General features: G+C 60.6%; 12 protein-coding genes and 2 pseudogenes. 4 read left to right on the top strand and 10 right to left on the bottom strand.

Annotation, left to right across the window (positions count from 1 at the left end; translation table 11 throughout):
• Positions 1-240 precede the first annotated feature (240 nt).
• Positions 241-585 carry a cupin domain-containing protein gene (locus QZR30_RS20930; RefSeq protein ID WP_003230905.1) on the top strand — a complete coding sequence of 115 codons (345 nt, stop codon included), beginning with the start codon at positions 241-243 and terminating at the stop codon, positions 583-585.
• A 47-nt stretch (positions 586-632) separates the two neighbouring features.
• Here the strand turns inward: QZR30_RS20930 and mmsB are convergent, their stop codons facing one another.
• Both mmsB and QZR30_RS20940 read right to left on the bottom strand, forming a co-directional pair.
• Positions 633-1,520: a 3-hydroxyisobutyrate dehydrogenase gene (gene mmsB / locus QZR30_RS20935; protein WP_056845950.1), complete on the bottom strand. Its 888-nt coding sequence runs from the start codon at positions 1,518-1,520 to the stop codon at positions 633-635.
• A gap of 15 nt (positions 1,521-1,535) precedes the next feature.
• Positions 1,536-3,053, bottom strand: coding sequence for a CoA-acylating methylmalonate-semialdehyde dehydrogenase (locus QZR30_RS20940; RefSeq protein ID WP_046069516.1), 1,518 nt, complete (start codon positions 3,051-3,053; stop codon positions 1,536-1,538).
• Between the two features lie 133 nt (positions 3,054-3,186).
• On the opposite strand from QZR30_RS20940, the gene QZR30_RS20945 reads away from it, so the two are divergent.
• Together QZR30_RS20945 and QZR30_RS20950 are read left to right on the top strand one after the other, a co-directional pair.
• Positions 3,187-4,134: a LysR family transcriptional regulator gene (locus QZR30_RS20945; protein ID WP_046069517.1), complete on the top strand. Its 948-nt coding sequence runs from the start codon at positions 3,187-3,189 to the stop codon at positions 4,132-4,134.
• 176 nt (positions 4,135-4,310) lie between these two features.
• Positions 4,311-4,463, top strand: a pseudogene (locus QZR30_RS20950) (DUF3077 domain-containing protein); the annotation flags it as partial.
• A gap of 45 nt (positions 4,464-4,508) precedes the next feature.
• On the opposite strand, the gene QZR30_RS20955 reads toward QZR30_RS20950, so the two are convergent.
• Positions 4,509-5,456 carry a LysR substrate-binding domain-containing protein gene (locus QZR30_RS20955; protein ID WP_046069519.1) on the bottom strand — a complete coding sequence of 316 codons (948 nt, stop codon included), beginning with the start codon at positions 5,454-5,456 and terminating at the stop codon, positions 4,509-4,511.
• A complete protein-coding gene (locus QZR30_RS20960; protein WP_311904064.1) occupies positions 5,456-6,304 on the bottom strand; it encodes an EamA family transporter in 849 nt (282 codons plus the stop codon). Before QZR30_RS20960 ends, QZR30_RS20955 begins: the two co-directional genes overlap by 1 nt.
• Before the next feature lie 400 nt (positions 6,305-6,704).
• Here QZR30_RS20960 and QZR30_RS20965 point away from each other — a divergent pair.
• Positions 6,705-6,800: pseudogene (locus QZR30_RS20965) on the top strand (DUF3077 domain-containing protein); the annotation flags it as partial.
• Between the two features lie 160 nt (positions 6,801-6,960).
• Here the strand turns inward: QZR30_RS20965 and QZR30_RS20970 are convergent.
• The 6 genes from QZR30_RS20970 to recC form a co-directional block, all read right to left on the bottom strand.
• Positions 6,961-7,452, bottom strand: a complete 492-nt coding sequence (locus QZR30_RS20970; RefSeq protein ID WP_043046736.1) for an OmpA family protein — start codon at positions 7,450-7,452, stop codon at positions 6,961-6,963.
• 5 nt (positions 7,453-7,457) lie between these two features.
• Positions 7,458-8,720, bottom strand: a complete 1,263-nt coding sequence (locus QZR30_RS20975; RefSeq protein ID WP_046069521.1) for a diguanylate cyclase domain-containing protein — start codon at positions 8,718-8,720, stop codon at positions 7,458-7,460.
• Positions 8,717-9,283, bottom strand: a complete 567-nt coding sequence (locus tag QZR30_RS20980; RefSeq protein WP_043046734.1) for a YfiR family protein — start codon at positions 9,281-9,283, stop codon at positions 8,717-8,719. Before QZR30_RS20980 ends, QZR30_RS20975 begins: the two co-directional genes overlap by 4 nt.
• A gap of 142 nt (positions 9,284-9,425) precedes the next feature.
• On the bottom strand, positions 9,426-11,495 hold the full coding sequence (recD, locus tag QZR30_RS20985) for an exodeoxyribonuclease V subunit alpha (protein WP_311904066.1): 2,070 nt from the start codon (positions 11,493-11,495) through the stop codon (positions 9,426-9,428).
• Positions 11,492-15,163 carry an exodeoxyribonuclease V subunit beta gene (gene recB / locus QZR30_RS20990; protein ID WP_311904068.1) on the bottom strand — a complete coding sequence of 1,224 codons (3,672 nt, stop codon included), beginning with the start codon at positions 15,161-15,163 and terminating at the stop codon, positions 11,492-11,494. The genes recD and recB overlap by 4 nt, the downstream gene beginning before the upstream one ends.
• Complete coding sequence (gene recC / locus QZR30_RS20995) at positions 15,160-18,612, bottom strand: exodeoxyribonuclease V subunit gamma (protein ID WP_311904069.1); 3,453 nt, start codon at positions 18,610-18,612, stop codon at positions 15,160-15,162. The genes recB and recC overlap by 4 nt, the downstream gene beginning before the upstream one ends.
• Between the last annotated feature and the right edge of the window lie 93 nt (positions 18,613-18,705).

Consider the following 18,705-nt stretch of genomic DNA (forward strand, 5'->3'; position numbering starts at 1 on the left):
CGCAGTTACTGCGATAAAAAGACAAATTACCGAACAATTCACACAGATCCAATGTGGGAGGGGGCTTGCCACCGATTGCAGTGTGTCAGTAGCCATAGCAGTGACTGACACACTGCTATCGGGAGCAAGCCCCCTCCCACATTAACTGCGCTTCTGGGCATACCGATGTCGAGTCCAGACCACCAGCCCCAGCCGCGACGCTATAGGGTTCGACTCTTCTACCCTTGCCTCGGAGGCATCATGTCCAAGCCCATCACCGTACTGCGCGACACCCACCCACTGCCGGTCCTGGATGCCTGCAAATGGGAAAAGCTCGAAGGCGACCCGCACACTGTCAACCTCAACGCCTACACCAGCGAAGACGGCAGCAAGATAATGGGCACCTGGATCTGCACGCCGGGCAAGTGGTATGTCGAATACGTGAAGTGGGAATACTGCCATTTCCAGGAAGGCTACTGCGTGATCACACCTGAAGGCATGGAGCCGATTCATTTGCGCGCTGGGGATATCTTTGTGGTGGAGCCGGGGATGAAGGGCACGTGGGAAGTGGTCGAGACAGTGCGTAAGTATTTTGTGTTTGCCTGACCCGCAAAACCCGGGAGCCAGCTGTTTGCTGGCCCCCGGAAACCGCCCTATTTAGGCTTGCGATAGCTGTTGATGATCGCCGAGAAGTCCTTGCCCCCTTCCCCACGCTGGCTCATCGATTGATAGAGCTGCTGGGCCACTGCCCCCAGGATCACCGGCTGATGCGCCTGGCGCGCAGCCTCAGTGGCCAGGCCCAGATCCTTGAGCATCAAATCGGCACCAAAACCACCGGTGTAACCACGCGATGAAGGCGCGGTCTCGATCACGCCGGGCCAGGGGTTATAGGTATCGGAACTCCAGCAGCGCCCGGTGGAGCTATTGATGATGCCGGCCAGCACTTGAGTGTCAATACCGAGTGCATCTCCCAGGGCCATGGCTTCGCTGACGCCGACCATGCTGATACCCAGCAGCAGGTTGTTGCAGATCTTGGCGATTTGCCCGGTGCCGACATCACCGCAGTGCACGATATTGCGGCCCATCTGCGCCAATACCGGCTGAAGGGTGGCGAACAGTTCCGGGTTGGCGCCGACCATGAAGGTCAGCGTCCCGGCTTGCGCGCCGCCGGTGCCACCGGAAACCGGCGCATCGGCCACGGCCACGCCCTGTTTTGCCGCCGCTGCCGCTACATCACGGATGGTCTGCGGGTCGATGGTGCTGCAATCCACCGCTGGCACGCCTTTGCCGATGCCTGCCAGCACTCCGTCTTCATTGAGCCAGACGCTGCGTACGTGGGCGGCGGCCGGCAACATGGTAATCACCAGTTCCGCGCCTTGGGCCGCGTCACGGGGCGAGCTGCTGATGGTGCCGCCCAATTCGGCGAGTTCCTTGAGTACCGCCTGGTTCAGGTCGAAAAGGTTAAGCGCGTGCCCAGCCTTGATCAAGTTACGGGCCATGGGCGCACCCATGTTGCCCAGGCCGATAAATGCAATCTTCATGGTCGTCTCCCAGGTTCAGCGCAGGTTGATGGTGGTGTTAACACCATCGTTGACGGTGTCGTCATCGAACCAGCGGCTGGTGACGGTTTTGGTCTGGGTGTAGAACTGCACCACTTGCTTGCCATACGGGCCGAGGTCGCCAAGCTTGGAGCCCCGGGAGCCGGTGAAGCTGAAAAACGGTACTGGCACCGGGATCGGGATATTGATACCGACTTGGCCCACATCAATTTCGCTCTGGAACTTGCGCGCCGCCGCACCGCTCTGGGTGAACAGGCCAGTGCCGTTGCCGAACGGGTTGGCGTTGACCAGGGCGATGGCTTGATCGAGGGTGTCGACTTCCAGCACCACCAGCACCGGGCCGAAGATTTCCTCGGTGTAGATGCGCATGTCGGGGGTGACGCCCGAGAACAGGGTTGGGCCGACAAAGTTACCTTGTTCGAAGCCCGGCACCTTGATATCGCGGCCATCCAGTTCCAGCTTGGCGCCTTCCTTCACGCCGCTTTCGATCAACTCCAGGATGCGTGCCTTGGCGCGCTTGGAGATCACCGGGCCGACGTCGGTGCCGGCTTCGCTGCCGGCGTTGACCTTGAGCTTCTGCGCCAGGGCCTTGAGATCCGGCAGCCACTGCTTGGCCGCGCCCACCAGCACCACCACCGAAGTGGCCATGCAACGCTGGCCCGCCGCGCCGAACCCGGCGCCGACCAGGGCATTGAGGGTGTGTTCGCGGTTGGCATCCGGCAGCACCACGGCGTGGTTCTTGGCGCCCATCATCGACTGCACGCGCTTGCCATGTTTACCGGCCAGGTCATACACGTGGGTGCCCACGGCCGTCGAGCCGACGAAGGACACGGCCTTGATGTCTTTGTGGGTGCAGAGTGCATCCACCACGTCCTTGCCGCCATGCACCACGTTGAGTACGCCGGCCGGTACCCCGGCTTCCAGGGCCAGCTCCACCAGCAACATGGTCGACAGCGGGTCCTGCTCGGATGGCTTGAGGACGAAGGTGTTCCCACAGGCAATGGCCATCGGGAACATCCACAGTGGAATCATCGCCGGGAAGTTGAATGGGGTGATGCCAGCGCACACGCCGATAGGCTGGCGCAGGGTGTAGGTATCCACACCACCGGCTACGTTCTCGGCGAACTCGCCCATTTGCAGGGTGCCGATGGAGCAGGCGTGCTCGACCACTTCCAAGCCACGGAAAATATCGCCTTCGGCATCGGCAATGGTCTTGCCCTGCTCAGCGCTGAGGACCACGGCGATACGCTTGGAATGTTCACGGATCAAGGCTTGTAGCTTGAGCATGATGCGCATGCGCGCGCCGATAGGCGTCAGCTTCCAGGTCTGGAAGGCGCGATGGGCGGCGTCGATGGCAGCGTTGACTTCATCGGCAGTAGCGAACGGGACTTTGGCCAGCACTTGCTGGGTGGCCGGGTTGACGATGTCTTGCCACTGCGTGGTCTTGGACTCGACCCACTCGCCGTTGATCAGCAACTTGACCTGTTGCACGGAAATATCGGCAGATGCGTTCATGTGGTCTCCAGAATCTTGTATTTATGCAGAGAACCAAGGCGTTGAATCGCCTTGAAGAATGAGGCGTTCGGACTGTTTTTGGAGTATAGATGTGCAAACTTCTAATAAGAACGCACATAAAAGCCGGTCCAATATGCAAAAAAACATCACCTCCCTGGGCTCCCTGAACTGGGATGACCTGAAGTTTTTCCTCGAAGTGGCCCGCACCCGCAAGGCCAGCGTGGCCGCCAAGCGTCTGGCAGTGGACTACACCACTGTGTCGCGGCGCATCAGCTCGTTGGAAGTGTCGCTCGGTACCCTGTTGTTTGAAAAATCCCGGACCAACGGCTTTGTCCTCACCACCGAGGGCCAACGGCTGCTGGGCTACGCGGAGACCATCGAAAGCACCTTGCACATGGCCTGCGAACAAGTCTCCGGCTCCGGCGTGGCGCTGTCCGGCCACGTGCGCATGGGCTGCACCGAAGGCTTCGGTAGCTTCTTCGTCACCCCGCAATTGAGCCATTTCGTCGACACCTATCCTGCGATCTCAGTAGATATCCTGCCGCTGCCGCACTTCATCAGCCTGTCCAAGCGCGAAGCCGACATCGTCATCGCCCTGGAACGCCCGGAGCACGGGCCCTATGTGTGCTGCAAACTGTGCGACTACAAATTGCAGTTGTACGCGACCCAGGACTACCTCGACCAACACCCGCCAATCCGCAAACCCGCGGATTTGGCCGAGCATCCGTTTATCAGTTATGTGGATGACTTGGCGTTCAGCTCGGAGCTGTTGTACCTGGCGAATGTGGTGCCCGGCGCCAGCGCCAGCCTGCGCAGTACCAGCGTGATTGCGCAGTACGTTGCTGCGCAGCAGGGACGGTCGATGGCGATACTGCCGTGCTTTCTGGCGGCGCAGGATCCGCGCTTGTTGCCGGTGCTGGGAGAGCAGATCGCGATTACGCGGCAGTTCTGGATGTATTGCCGGGAGGATTTGCGCAAGTTGAAGCGGATTACGTTGTTGTGGGATTACATCAGGGAGGTGACGGAGCAGAATCAGGGGTTGTTGATGGGGGAGACGCGGGAGATCAGGTTTGCGGATTAAAGCACCATCAACGACGATTCGCTTTAAATTGCAGGACGTTTCCTAGAGAATCCTTGGCCTATTGCGCTGTAGCGTTTGGATCACTAGCCTCCCTGGGTCGCTGCACATCAGCGATCGGGTTTAGCGATCCGGGTTTCGAGCGTGACACTGCCCCAAACAGTATTAGCTGGCGTCCGTCAGCTTCCCTGCTTTTTTACTCCAAGAAACTCGCGATGGAAGCCGCCATGGATGTGCGCGGCGAGCAATATGCATGGGCTGCGCATTATCTGTGTGAGATGGGCAAGGCCGTGGTGGATGACTTGACGCAGGCGATGACGCCGGGCCGTTAAGCGAATACCGTTCGAATGCGGGAGGAGCCTTGCTCCCTCCCACATTTAAACCGCGCCAGCCTCGGCAATTTGCGGATACCGAGCCCGAACTTCGCGCAGAAACTCACCCGCACTGCTCTTGAGCCATTCAATCAGTCGAGCAATATCCGGCTCCGACTGACGCCCGTTTCGACAAATGATGTAGTAGGCCGCTGGAGACATCATCACGGGACTATTCAACGCAACTAACGCACCACCGTCCAGTTGGTCATACACTAATGCAGTCCTGCCCAGCGCTATCCCCCCACCCTTCACCGCCAGACTAATCGCCAGACTCGAATCCGGAAATCTCGGCCCATGGTGATAAGGCGGCGCCGCCAGCCCCTGAAACGCAAACCAACTTTCCCATCCCGGACACACCTGATCGTCCACCCGATGAATCAGCGGATTGCGGGCGACATCCTCAAGCGCAATATCACCCTTCAACCGCAGAAACTCCGGCGAACAAACGGGGAACACCGCATCGCGCATCAGTAATTCGACATGATGATCCGGGTAGTCGCCGTACCCCATCACCACCGCGACATCGTATTGATGAGCCTCCAGGCTGGCGCGGTTCATGTCGACGCTGGTCAACACCAGATCTAGATTGAATGAGGCCTCAGTGTGAGAACCGTGCATCCTGGGGATCAGCCATGTTGAACAGAGAGAAGACGTGCATGAGAGGTACAGCGGTTGGGATTTACCGGGGTTGAGTGAATGCAGCACCCCATCCAGCGATTTGAAGAAACCATCGGTAACCGGCAACAAAGCCTGCCCAGCCACCGTCAGTTTGACGCCACGCGAGTGCCGCTCAAACAACGACACGCCCCACCACTCCTCCAAGCCCGCAATTTGATGGCTAATGGCGCTGGCAGTGAGGTTGAGCTCAGACGCTGCGCGCGCAAAACTACCGGTTTGCGCTGCGCTGACAAACGCTTGAAGCATAGGTGTGGGAGGCGGACGCTGGGCCATCAGGTGCTCACTTTGATCAAGATGATCCCGCAAACAATGACGAACGCCGAAAGCATCCGTCGCCAACCGAACCGTTCATGAAAGAACAGTGCAGCAATAATGGCGCCGATAATAACACTGGTTTCCCGCAGAGCTGAGACCTTGGCCACCGCGTCCAATGACAACGCAAACAACACCAACCCGTAAGACGCCAGGTAAAAAACACCGCCTAAGAGTCCAACTCGCCAATGCCCACGTATCGTACGAGCCAAGACTGAACGCTCTTTGTAAAACGCCAGCATCGGGATCGGAATACTTTGGAACACTGTCAGGTAGATGATGTACTGCAGCACCGTCTCACTGGCTCTTACACCTTTGGCATCCACCACCGTGTAAGACGCAATAAACGCACCGGCGCACACCGCCATCAGGATCGGCTTGAACATCTGCGCCGTCATCCTGCGCACAAAGGTCAGGCTGATAATCCCCACACAAATCAGCAACACTCCCGTCAACGCCTGGCATGACAACTGTTCATGCAGCAGAAAGTAAGAAAACAGCGCGACCAGTACAGGTGGCACCCCACGCATCACCGGGTAAACCTGACCGAAATCACCTGTTTCGTACGCTTTGATCAAAAATAGCCGGTAGACCGTATTGAGCACCACGGAGACGAGTATATAGCCCCATACCTCTAGGCTAGGCACACTGACAAACGGCAACGCCAGCAGGCATATCACGAGCGCAGTGCCATCGACCATGGCCAAGGTCATGAAGCGACTGCTACCGGCGCGGACTACGGCATTCCAAGTGGCGTGCATAAAGGCAGAGATCAAGACCGGCGTGATCGCGATATCGGAATTTTCCATGGGGCTCGGCTTATGGCGGATATGGGAGGACTTACGTTATGAACACGAATGCATCATGGTTTGCGTAACCACATCCGTAGCATATAACGATTCAGATCACTCAACGGCTCAGCATCATTGATCTCGGAGCGTGGAGCATTCATATCTTCCAACCTCGAATAATTCTCTTACCGTCAATAGCTCAGCAAATGCGTCTTTTGAAAGCCGGACTTTAGATACTTCCTGGCGAAAATTACTGACATTTATATTCATCGCAATCCTTTACGGTAATTACTTATAGCGTCCATTTAACTAAGCCCACCACTTGCGAAAAAACGAAACTTCATCAGCCCAGCCATTAAAATTCGTCATGACAGGCCTTTCCTACAGAGAAAACTCCTAATGGTCGTTGGTAGGTTTTCGCGGCGAGCAATACGCATGGGACGCGCATTATCTGTGTGAGATGGGCAAGGCCGTGGTGGATGACTTGACGCAGACGATGACGCCGCGCTGTTAAGCGGAAACTCCCGCGAGCAGACCGCAAAACAAATGTGGGAGGGGGCTTGCTCCCGATGGCGGAGTGTCAGTCACCAGTTGTATTGGCTAACACACCGCTATCGGGGGCAAGCCCCCTCCCACATTTTGAATGTATTTCAGGTTAAGGCAGGTGAATTGCCTTAGTCCGCGATCACTACAATCGACACCCGGCGATTCTCGGTTCGGCCTGCCGTTGTCGTATTCGATGCCACCGGCTCGCTGCTGCCCAGGCCGCGCAGTTGGATATTTTCTTCTTTCATTCCCACGCGGGTCAGCACCTTGCCGACGCTCTTGGCGCGGCGCAGGGACAGCGCCACGTTGTAGGGTTCTTTACCGGAAGCATCGGTGTGGCCGTCAACGCGCACGCGCTCAATGCCTGCACCAACCAGGGCGCTACCGATGCGCTCAACGATGTCGGTGCTGGGTTTGTTGAGGGTTTCGACGTCGCTGCCAAACAGCACTTTGCCAGACAGGCCGAAGGCCCAGCCTTCATCGGTCAGCTCGAAGCCTTGTTGTTTGAGCACGGCAACTTGCGCCGGGGTCAGACCCTTGGGCGGTGGCGTCTGGCAGCCGCTGAGGGCCAGGAAGGCAACGAGTAAAGAAATAAACAAAACGCGCGTGTTAGCAAACAAGGGAATCAACTCCTGTGTTGAACGTTGACGACGGGGCGCTCCGACTCCGCCGTTTGCTGGCCGCCCGAGGACAGTCGTTTGGCCTGGTACATCGCTGCATCGGCGGCGTTGAGCAAGGTGCCGGGAGTGGCGCCATGATCGGGATAAATGGCAATGCCAATACTGAGGGAGGTCAATACCTGGGTGTCCCCAGGCAGTGGGATCGGCACGTCCATACTGGCAATGATCTTGTCGGCGATGCGCTGGGCGTCTTCGGCCTTGTGCAGGGGCGCCAGCAACACCGCAAATTCATCGCCACCCAAGCGCGCCACCAGGTCATCCTCGCGCAGTTGCGCACGCACGCGGTCGGCAACGGCTACCAGTACGGCATCGCCGGCGGCGTGGCCGAAGCTGTCATTGATGTCTTTGAAGCGGTCACTGTCGAGAAACAGCACCGCCACTTGCTCGTTGACCTTGGCTGCGCTGCGCAAGGCACGGATCAACCGGCCTTCGAAGAACGCGCGGTTGGGCAGGCCGGTGAGGCTGTCGTGGCTGGCCTGGTGAGCCAGGGTTTCATTCTCGCTTTGCAGGTGGCTCTGCCAGGCTTCCATCTCGCCGAGCAGGGCATTGAAGTCGCTGCCCAGGCTGTCGAGTTCGGCGATCTGCGCGGAGGGAACGCGGCGGTCGAAGTCGCGCTCGCTGCGGGCCGCGTGGGCCACGGCGGCCAGGCGCTGCAGCGGCACGGTGATACCATTCAACAGACGCCGCGACAAGTGCAAGGCCACCCAGGCGCTGAGGGCGGTGCAGATCAGAATCCCGACCAGGCCGCTGAGCAAAAAGCGCAATAGACTGCCACCGTGGCCGACCAGGTGAATGCTGCCCACGGTTTGCCCTTGGCGCAGGATCGGTTGGCTGATGGGCTGTTCAAGCAGGGCGTGCGCTATTTGCAGCTCGACACGTGACAACATGCCGGTTTCCGGGCGTACCCATCGCGCCAGCAATTTGCCATTGATATCGAAAACTTCCGCCTGGGCCACTTCCTCGGTAGAGGCAATCAGGCTCAGGGCTTCGGTAGCCGCCGCGCTGTCATTGAACACCACCGCCGCTTCCACGGTGTAATTGATGGAACGGGCGATCAGGTGCAGGTTGTGCTCGGCGTAGACCCGCAGGGCAAGTACGCCGAGCAGGGTCAGGGACACACTGGCCAGGGTGACCGCCACCAGGGCCAGGATCATATGCCCACGGGCAATCACCGAGCGCAGGGTCGGCCGCACCTTAGTACCGCTCATGACCCTGGCGCTCGACGGCGAGATAACTGCAACACGCTGGGGTGGATGCGCACGCCGCTGCGGGCGACGGAATCCAGGTTGACCTCGAACGATACTTGCTCATCGCTTACTCGCAGGCAGAACAGACTGCCCACGGTGCATTGGTCGCCGCCTTCGCTGATGCTGAGTACCGGGTGGCCAATCAATGAGGTGAACAAGCGGCTGCGTTCGTCCGCGGTGAGCTTGCCGATGTAGACGGCGTCACAGGCGTTGACGATGTCGGGATGATCGACCAGCAGGCGCCGTACCAGCACCGGACGGCCGGTAGCCTGGGTGGTGCCTTTGACCAGGTCGTCTGTGTATTGGGTCGGCCCGACAACGCACAGCCGCAACTGCGCAGGCTCTACCGGCCATCGGGCGTAGCTGAGGATGCCGAGCACCACTTGGGTAACCGCTTGGGCACGCTGCTCGGCGAGGCTTTGGGTCTGTGCCGACAGAGGCGTCACGAGCAGGCACAGAACCGCCACCAGTAACATGCGTCTCCAGCTCAAACTACGCTCTGTGGGCGAGCCAGCCACGTTCATGCAGCAATTCTCTCAGGTGTTTTCCAAGGTGATGCCGCAACGATAGCACAGCGGCGGAAAACCCCACGAAACACGGTTTGCGCGGGGCGCACTATTTTTTCAGAAAAATCAGACAGCTGAATCAGAAATATTGCATGACCTATCAGTCAGTTTCTTCAGGCACGGCGTCCAATTCCAGCATCAGCCCGCTCAAGCGCTTGACCTTGCGGCGCACGGCCTCCTCAAACACGCCAGCCCGAGGCTCAATCAGGCTGAACCAGCGCTTGGCGCGGGTGATACCGGTATAAATCAACTCTTTGGTCAGTACCGGGTTCAGGGCATCCGGCAAGATCAGTGCGGTATGGGTGAACTCAGAGCCTTGGGATTTGTGCACGGTCATTGCGTACACGGTTTCCACGTCATTGAGCCGGCTGGGCAACACAAAGCGCACGCCGCCCTGGCCATCGTTACGCGGGAAGGCCACGCGCAGCACCTGGGGGCCACCGTCGCTTTCGGGCAATTTCAGCGCGATGCCGATGTCGCCGTTCATCAGGCCCAGGCCGTAATCGTTACGGGTCATCAGCACCGGGCGGCCTTCGTACCACTGCTCATCGCCTTCGATCAGGCGCACTTTGCGCAGCGCCGCGGTGATGCGCAGGTTCAGCCCTTCGACGCCCCAAGGGCCCTTGCGTACGGCGCAAAGCAGCTGGAACGCGTCGAAGGCTTGCAGCAGCTGTTGCGCCCAATGGGTCCAGGCAGGGTCGTCCCGCCGCGTATCCAGCGATGGGCGTGCAGATTGCAGCAGGTTCAGGTAGTAGCGATAACCTTGGGCGCCGTCGCCCTGCCCGTCCAGCACCAGGCGCTCAAGTGCGTGGTCATGTTCACCCTTGAGGCTGACGCAGAAGAGGTCGTCGTGGCGGCGTGCGACCAACAGCTGGCGGGCCTCTTCGGCGTTTTGCTGGTTGACCCAACGCGCCAGTTGGCCGATGCCGCTGCCCTCACCGAAGCGGCGCGAATAGCGCAGCATCACTACTTGCTGGGCCAGGGGATGACTGCCATCGAGGTCTTCTTGCAGGCCACTGGTACTGAGGTCTTCGCCGCTGACCGCTTGCAACCATTGGCGCGTGTGCGGGCTGTACCAGCCGGCTTCGGCATCGCGGCACAAGTCGCCGAGTACGGCTCCCGCTTCCACCGATGCCAGTTGGTCCTTGTCTCCCAGCAGTATCAGGCGTGCATGGGCCGGCAAGGCGTCGAGCAGGTTGGCCATCATTTCCAGGTCGATCATCGAGGCCTCATCCACCACCAGCACATCCAGAGGTAACGGGTTACCCAGGTGATGACGGAAATGTCGGGTTCCCGGGCGGCTGCCCAGCAGACGGTGGACAGTGGTGACCTGAGTGGGGATTTTTTCCCGCACGTTGTCGGCCACTGTCAGCGATAGCACTTGCTGGCTGATGGATTCGGTCAGGCGCGCGGCGGCTTTACCGGTGGGCGCGGCCAGACGGATACGCAACGGGTTGCCGGACTCCACGGCGGGCGCTTGCAACAGCGCGAGCAGGCGCACCACCGTGGTGGTCTTGCCGGTGCCGGGGCCGCCGGTGACGATACTGAATGCGCCGCGGGTCGCCAGGGCACAGGCGAGTTTTTGCCAGTCGATCACGCCATCCGGCGCCGGTTGATCGAACAGGCGATTGAGGCGCTGCGGCAAATCGGCGGCAACGATCTCCACACTCGCAAGACGCTGGCGCAAGGCACTGTCGATACGCCGTTCGTAGGCCCAGTAGCGCCGTAGGTACAGGCGCTTGCCGGACAACACCAACGGTCGGCTCTGGGCGGCTGCGCTGCCATCGACCGCCAGCGCGACCAGTTGGCTGGACGCCAGGGCATGACACCAATGGGCACCGTCCAGGCCATGCAGCAGCTGTGACGGCAGCAGCATGGCGCCGGTGTGCGGGTCGCCCTCGGGCGGCAGTGACAGGGCGAAGTCCGGTGCCTTGAGGGTTTCGAACAGGTCCAGGCAGACGTGACCATGGCCCAACTGATGGCTGGTCAAGGCGGTCGCCAACAGCACCAGGGGATCGGCCTGGGGATCAAGCTCATGCAGGAAGCCGACGAAGGCTTTGTCCAAGGCGCGCAACCAGCCACGGTCGACCCAACGCTCTAACAGTTGCAGCAGGTCGGCGGCGCGGCTCAGGGGTGTCAGCTCGTCCAGCGGTAACGGCGACAGGTTCATAGCAGCACTCCTTGTTCCCAGGCGGGCTCAACCTTGGGCGGGATAGGCTTGCCCTGGAACAACAGGTCCAGCCCCTCGATCAGCTCACGGGGTGGCCGGGTGAAATACGCGCCCTGGCTCACCGCCTGGGTACCGCGCAGGAACAGGTACAGGGCGCCGCCGACGTGCTGGTCGTAATCGTAATCCGGCAAACGCGCCTTGAGCTGGCGATGCAGGGCCAGCAGGTACAATACGTATTGCAGGTCGTACCGATGCTCTAGGATCGAATGCTCCATGGCATCAAGGGTGTAGGCTGAATCGTCGGGACCAAGCCAGTTGGATTTGTAGTCCGCCACGTAGTAGCGGCCATTGTGCTCGAACGTCAGGTCGATAAACCCCTTGAACATACCGTTGAGCAACACCGGCTCAGCGGCCACGCGGGAGGCACCGCCGTGGGTGTGCTGGCACACCAGCTTGTCGAGGGCGAGCACATCGACCTTGTGGCTGGCGAACCAGAACTCCATTTCGATCTGGTACTGCTTCAGGCCGCTGAGGGTGACGTGGTCGTTGCACAGGGGCAGCGGCGTTTGCAGCAGATGACCCAGCCAGCCGCTGAGGGTGACGATCCAGCCCTCCCAGTTGCGGCGATTACAGCGTGCGCCCACGGCTTTTTCGATCGCCTCAGGCGTCACGTTGAAACCCTCTTCACCGGCCCACTCCAACAACCCGTGAAGGAAGGTGCCTGGATTAGGGCCGCGTGGAAAACGGTGTATGTCACCGCCGGACGCCACCAATTCCCGTGGTGCATCCGGGTCGAGGCGTTCGTCGTCGAACAGCTTCTGGGCCTGTGGGCTTTCCGGTGCTTCGAGGCTGGCGGCGCTCATGCTGTCGCCAATGCGCAAGGCGCTGTAGGAAGCGATCCACCAGTTTTCCGCAGCCTTGCGTTTAGGCAGCAACGGCGCCAGCAGGGTCGCTTCATTGCGTGGCGGGTGGAACAGGATGTCTTGCGCATCTGGCACAGGTGCATAACTGATGGCCGGGCAGCCTTGCTGCAAGTCCAACAGCCAGCGCGCCAGGTCGGCGGATTCGCCTAGCGACGCACCGGCTCCCAGCAGATAGCCCAAGGCCGAGAGGTGCAAAACCGAACTGCTGTTATTGCCGCGCTTGAGGTCGGCGATGCCCAGCCAGCACGCGTGTTTGGCGCGGGTCAACGCCACGTAGAACAAGCGCAGGTCTTCGGCCAGGCGCTCATCATCGGCCTGGGCAATCAGCTCGGCCGTCGGCCGCAGGCTCACTTGGGACTTACCCTGTTCATCGTGGTAATGCAGCGGCAAGCGACTGCCATCCACCGGTTTGGCCGAGCAGATGAACGGCAGGAACACCAAGTCATATTCCAGGCCTTTGGATTTGTGGATGGTCACCACCTTTACCAGTTGCTCATCGCTTTCCAGCCGCAGGATCTGCTCTTCGCCAGCCTGGCCCGACAGCGCCAAGTGTTCGGCCAGATGACGGATCAACGCCTGTTCACCATCGAGTTCCGACGCGGCTTGTTGCAACAACTCACTGAGGTGCAACAGGTTGGTCAGCACACGCTCGCCATCACTGCGGGCGATGAGGGTTTGCGGCAACTTGAAGTCGTGGAGCAGGCGGCGCAGCATCGGCAGCACGCCTTGGGTACGCCAGATCGAGCGGTAACCCCGGAACTGCATTACGCGGGATTCCCACGCCAGTTCGTCTTGGTTCAGACGCTCCAGTTCCGCCAACGACAGATTCAAGGTGACGCAGGCAAGGGCAGCGCGTAGCGGGCGCTCGACATCCGGCTCGGCGCACGCCTTGAGCCAGGCCAACAGGTCGTGGGCTTCCTGGGCGGCGAACACCGAGTCTTTATCCGAGAGGTACACGCTACGCACGCCACGGCTGGCCAGTTCAGCACGTACGGCCTGGGCTTCCTTGCCGTCGCGCACGAGGATGGCGATGTTTGAGGGCAGCACACCGGTGAAACTGTCTTTCGTGACAAACCCCGCCGTGCCTTGCTGCCCGCCGTTGAGCAGCGCGACGATCTGCGTGGCACAGGCAGCAGCCAGTTGTTGGCGATAAAGCGCGTTGGAAATCGGCTGGTCGGTGGGCAGGTGCCAAAGGTTCATGGCCGGCAGCGTCTGGCCGTCAACCTGCAGATGCTCTCTGCGGCCTTGGGACAGTACCGGGTGGAACGGCACCGGATTCTCGCCATTGGGCTCACGAAACAGAAACGCGCCACGGCCGGCTTCAGCTCGCTGGAACACGTGGTTCACCGCCTCGACCATCGCATGGCTGGAACGGAAGTTGGTGCCCAGGGTGTGATGGCGGCCGGTGGTGGACTGCCGGGCGCGCAGGTAGGTGTAGATGTCGGCGCCGCGAAAGGCGTAGATCGCCTGCTTGGGATCGCCTATCAGGAACAGGCCACTGTCGAGGTGGTTCTCCTCGATGCGGTAGATGCTGTCGAAGATGCTGTATTGCACAGGGTCGGTGTCTTGGAATTCATCAATGAGCGCCACCGGAAATTGCTCACGGATCACACTGGCCAGGCGCTCGCCACCGTCGGCTTGAAGGGCGGCGTTGAGGCGAATCAGCATGTCGTCGAAGCCCATCTCTGCGCGGCGACGCTTTTCTTCTTCGAAGCGTTTGCCGACCCAGCCGGCAGCATGTTGCAACACCGCTGCGTCTGGTGTTGGCAAGGCGTCAAGGCTGGCTTTGAGGCCGGCCATGGCCTCGATCCCTGGGTGCTGCGGCGGCTCACCTTTCCAGGCTTCGGCCATGCCGTCGGGCGTCAGGCGCGTGAAGCCGGTGCCGATGTCCAGTTGTTCCAGGGCTTCATCAGCGGCCCAGGCGCTGATCTTCTCGAACCAGGGTTCGAAGTAGCGCGCTTGCATCTTGCGACCATCGACAGCTTTGGCCGCAACAGCTTGCAGGCAGATATCGCGCAGCTCGACGGCCCATTGTTGCCAAGGCGCCTTGAGGCTTACCAGCGCTGCGCGACGTTCTTGCAGGCAGGCGTTGATCAGCTCCGCCGGCTCACGACTTTCATCGGTGGGCCGTTCGCTGCCGAACAGCGCACGCACTCGCGGCATCAGTGCAGCGGGGCCGCCCCAATGGCTGCGCACCCAGCTGAGCGCGTCGTCGTGCATCGGGTAGCAGAACAGCCGCCAGTAGTCGCGTAGCACTTCGCCCAGCAGGTCGCTATGGTCGGTTTCCAGAGTCTGGGTGAACAGGCTGCCGCTGTCGAACGCATGTTCGCGCAGCATGCGCTGGCACCAGCTGTGGATAGTCGAGACGGCGGCTTCATCCATCCATTGCGCGGCGATGTCCAGGCGGTTGGCGCAGGCGGGCCACTGCTCCGGGGGGTACTGATCGCGCAGGTCGGCGATCAACGCATCGGGCTGTTCGATTTCGTCGCGAAAGAAACGCGCAGCTTCGGCCAGGCGGATGCGGATGCGCTCCCGCAGCTCTTTGGTAGCGGCGTCGGTGAACGTCACCACGAGGATTTGTGGCGGCAACAGTTCGCGCACGAAACCGGACTCATCACCGCCGTGGCCGAGCACCAGGCGCAGGTACAAGGCGGAGATGGTAAACGTCTTGCCAGTGCCGGCACTGGCCTCGATCAACTGGCTGCCTTTGAGCGGAAACGCCAGGGCCAAGGGTTTGCCAATCATGCGCCGGCCTCCGTACTGGAGAGTGATCGCCACGGGGCGTTGAGCAGTGGGCGATACAGGGTTTCGCACCAGCCTTCGAACTCTTCGCTGGCAACCAAGGCGGCGTAGTCGGGAAATTGCCGCGTGAGCGCGGGTGTTTCGCGGCGTTCGCCGTCGGTGGTGATGCCATCGCCTTCGTAGGCTTTGCTGGCCGCGGCCTGGGCCTTGATGGGATCGGTCTGGCCGAGCCAGGCAAAGGCGGTTTTCACCGCGACGGGTAGCGGCGTGCTCATGCCGGTGTGCCAGGCCAGCAGCAGGTTGCCAAGGATTTCCTGCGCAATGGGCTTGTCCAGCGGAGCCAGCAGCAAGGTGTCGTCACTTGCCACCAGGCCGGTACTCAGTGGCAGGCCGCAGGCGCAGGCCACCACATGATTGACCCAGGGTCGAATCAGGCGGTGCCACTTGCGGGTCTTGATCGAGCCAATGCTGTTGGGGATGGTGGTAACGCTTAACAAACCGCCATCACTGCGTCGATGCAGGCCGCTGATCCAACCTTCCAGCTGGATGCCCTGATACTCAAAACTGATCGGCTCAGCAGCGGTATGCGGGGTTGGCCAAAGGGCCAGAAGGTGTTGATAGCGTTGCACAAGGTCAGGCAATGGCTCGATCAGTTCGTTACGCAGACACTCACCGAAACCGACCATCGGCAGCAGTCCGCTGCCTTGCAGGCGCAGCGCCTGGGCATTGAGGGCCTGATCGAGGTGATCGGGCTGGGTCAGTGCGGCGCTCAGCAGGCTGTCACTGAGGCTGTAGCGTTGCAGTGCGTCCAGCACGAAGGGCTCTTCGTCGGCCAGGGGAACTTCGGCAGCTTCAAAGAACACTTTCAGGCGCTGGCTGAAGAAGTGTTTAACCGGGTTGCGTAGGAAGTCCTGCAACTGGCCGAGGCTCAGCGGCTCTTCCTGTTGGTGTTGCGCCAGCGTATTTTCTGGGCCGACGGCGACCGGGGTTTCATGCAGCAATTGCCATTCGCGGGCATAACTGAACAGCGGGTCGCCTTCGTGAAAGTAGCGGGCACTGAAGGGCTGCAGAGGATGTTCCTGGGTCATTGCGTCAATCAGCGGTGTATCGGTTTTGGCGTGCTGCCAGCCGCTGGCGAGGTGATCGCGCAGTTGACCAATCAACACCGAGGCTGGGCGATCGCTGTTATCGCGGATGCTGCGCCCTACCCAGCTGATATATAGCTGGTCGCGGGCCGACAGCAGCGCTTCAAGCAGTAAGTAGCGGTCGTCTTCGCGGCGTGAACGGTCACCGGGGCGGTAGTCGCTGCCCATTAGGTCGAAGTCCAGGGGCGGCTGGGCCCGCGGGTAATCACCATCATTCATGCCGAGCAGACAGACCAGCTTGAACGGGATTGCACGCATGGGCATGAGGGTACAAAAATTGACAGCTCCCGCTAGGAAGCGTTGGGACAGGCGCCCCTGATCCAGTCCGGCCAACCACGCCTCACGGACCACGGTAAGCGGTAACTCGTCCTGCAAGCCAACGGACTCGCAGGTTTCCAGCCAAGTCTCTCTTAGTTGTTCGAGCTGGCCTAGCAGGTAGTCGTCGTGCTCGCTGCTAGGGAGGAAAAACAGCTGCATCAAGCGTTGCAGTCGCTCGCCCCAGGCCTGGGGGGAGGCGGGTTGGGACAACGCCTGATGGGCATCGCTCAAGGCATCGAGCAGGGCGACCAGCGGGCCGATCAGTGCCGCATCGAGGCCGCCGATTTCATCGTAGGGCTCAATCCCATTGCAGGCCGTGCCGGTGCCGACAGCGTAGCCCAGCAGCATGCGGCGCAGGCCGAATCGCCAGCTGTTTTGTTCCAGTTCTGTAGGTAGGCCTAAACCAGCGCGTTGCTCGGCATTCAGGCCCCAGCGGATGCCGGCACCTTCGATCCAGCGATGCAAGGTGGGCAAGTCGCGCTCTTTGATAGCGAAACGTTCGCGCAGGGCGGGCACGTCGAGCAGGTCGAGGATCTCGCTGACGGGGAAACGGCTGTCGGGAAGTTTCAGCAGGTGCTCGACGGCGATCAGCAGAGGGTCGCGGCCGCGCTGGCCTTGGTCGGTAAGCGTGAAAGGAATGAAGCGTGGATCATTTCGTTCGAGCTGGCCGAAGACTGCGCGGATGTGCGGCGCGTAGCTGTCGACGTCGGGGACCATGACGATGATGTCCCGGGGGCGCAAAGTTGGGTCGGCGCTGAAGCGTTGGAGCAATTGGTCGTGGAGGATCTCCACTTCGCGCTGGGCGCTGTGGGCAATGTGGAAGCGGATCGAAGCATCGTGCTCCAAGTCGACAGGGGGCCACAGCTCACGGGTTTCATTCAGCGGGCGCAGTTCGAGGATATCGTCCTGGAGCTGGTTGAGCAGCGTGGTGGGTTCACTGTCGCTGAACAAGTCGATGCGGCCGTCACGGAATGCGGCCCGATAGCTGTTGGGGTCATCGTAGCTGTCTAGCAGGTTGATGTAATCACGGCCTTGCTTGCCCCACGCGGCGAGCAACGGATGGGCGTGCTGATGTAGGGTTTGGGGGTCGATGGTGACCGGCATGCCGGCTTTGCGCGCCTGGCGTTTGTATTCGTTTCGCAGCAGGTCCTTGTCGGCGACAATGTCGGACCAGTGGTGGCGGCAAGGGTTATGCACGCAAAGCAGGACCTGGCTGAAACGGGCCAGACCCGCCAGCGCTTCCAATGCCTGGGCCGGTAGCGATGAAATGCCAAAGACAATCACCCGGGAAGGCAAGCCGGACGGTGCTTTTTCAAGGCTATTGATACGTTCGATAAAACGTTGGTGAACGCCGGCTCGACTTTGGGCCATGCCCTCTGCTCCCACGTCCAGCAACAACGCACGCCATAACTCGGCTTGCCAGCAATTGGCAGGGTCGAGCGGTTTGGATTCGCCTCGACTATTGCGTAGTTGGTGGCGGCCTGCGGCCCAATCTTCCAGCCAATCAGCGCGGTAGACCTGGTATTGGTCGAACAAGTCAGCCAGGCGCTCGGCAAGTTGGTATCGTTTGCGCAGGTCGGTGTCTTGGGTCAGGAAGCGTTGCAAAGGCTCGAAGTACGGCTGGTCAATCAGCTCGGGTAACAGGCGCATCAGGCGCCAGGTCAACGGGGCTTTATCGAGCAGGGACTTCGGCGGGATTTCGTCACGGCCCAGGACCATGCGGTAGAGCTGCCACATGAAGCTGCCAGGCAGCTGCACATCGATTGCAGCAGCAATGCCGCAACCGCCCATATCGTCTTCCTCAGGGTCTTCGGCCAGGGCCAGCTTGAGCCACTGGGCGATACCGTTGCTTTGTACCAGGGCGATTTCATTTTCCAAAGGCGCCAGTGGGTAGCGGCGCATCCAACTGACCACCAGGCTACGCAGTTCGTCCAGGCGATTGCCGTGGACCACCATGAATCCAGCGCTGAGGGACGTTGCGTCCGGCATAACGGCTTCCTTGGGAAAAGCAAAATCGAGGGGTGGACTTTAGCACTGTGGTGCACGGACCGGACACATGGCTGACAGGTGCGCGGGGACAGG

Source organism: Pseudomonas sp. rhizo25, from assembly GCF_031931935.1.
GTDB lineage: Bacteria > Pseudomonadota > Gammaproteobacteria > Pseudomonadales > Pseudomonadaceae > Aquipseudomonas > Aquipseudomonas synxantha.

Excerpts from the sequence above, each read along its gene's own strand:
- QZR30_RS20930 (WP_003230905.1), top strand. The coding sequence starts at position 241 with ATGTCCAAGCCCATCACCGTACTGCGCGACACCCACCCACTGCCGGTC.
- mmsB (WP_056845950.1), bottom strand. The coding sequence starts at position 1,520 with ATGAAGATTGCATTTATCGGCCTGGGCAACATGGGTGCGCCCATGGCC.
- QZR30_RS20940 (WP_046069516.1), bottom strand. The coding sequence starts at position 3,053 with ATGAACGCATCTGCCGATATTTCCGTGCAACAGGTCAAGTTGCTGATC.
- QZR30_RS20945 (WP_046069517.1), top strand. The coding sequence starts at position 3,187 with ATGCAAAAAAACATCACCTCCCTGGGCTCCCTGAACTGGGATGACCTG.
- QZR30_RS20955 (WP_046069519.1), bottom strand. The coding sequence starts at position 5,456 with ATGGCCCAGCGTCCGCCTCCCACACCTATGCTTCAAGCGTTTGTCAGC.
- QZR30_RS20960 (WP_311904064.1), bottom strand. The coding sequence starts at position 6,304 with ATGGAAAATTCCGATATCGCGATCACGCCGGTCTTGATCTCTGCCTTT.
- QZR30_RS20975 (WP_046069521.1), bottom strand. The coding sequence starts at position 8,720 with ATGAGCGGTACTAAGGTGCGGCCGACCCTGCGCTCGGTGATTGCCCGT.
- QZR30_RS20980 (WP_043046734.1), bottom strand. The coding sequence starts at position 9,283 with ATGAACGTGGCTGGCTCGCCCACAGAGCGTAGTTTGAGCTGGAGACGC.
- recD (WP_311904066.1), bottom strand. The coding sequence starts at position 11,495 with ATGAACCTGTCGCCGTTACCGCTGGACGAGCTGACACCCCTGAGCCGC.
- recB (WP_311904068.1), bottom strand. The coding sequence starts at position 15,163 with ATGATTGGCAAACCCTTGGCCCTGGCGTTTCCGCTCAAAGGCAGCCAG.
- recC (WP_311904069.1), bottom strand. The coding sequence starts at position 18,612 with ATGCCGGACGCAACGTCCCTCAGCGCTGGATTCATGGTGGTCCACGGC.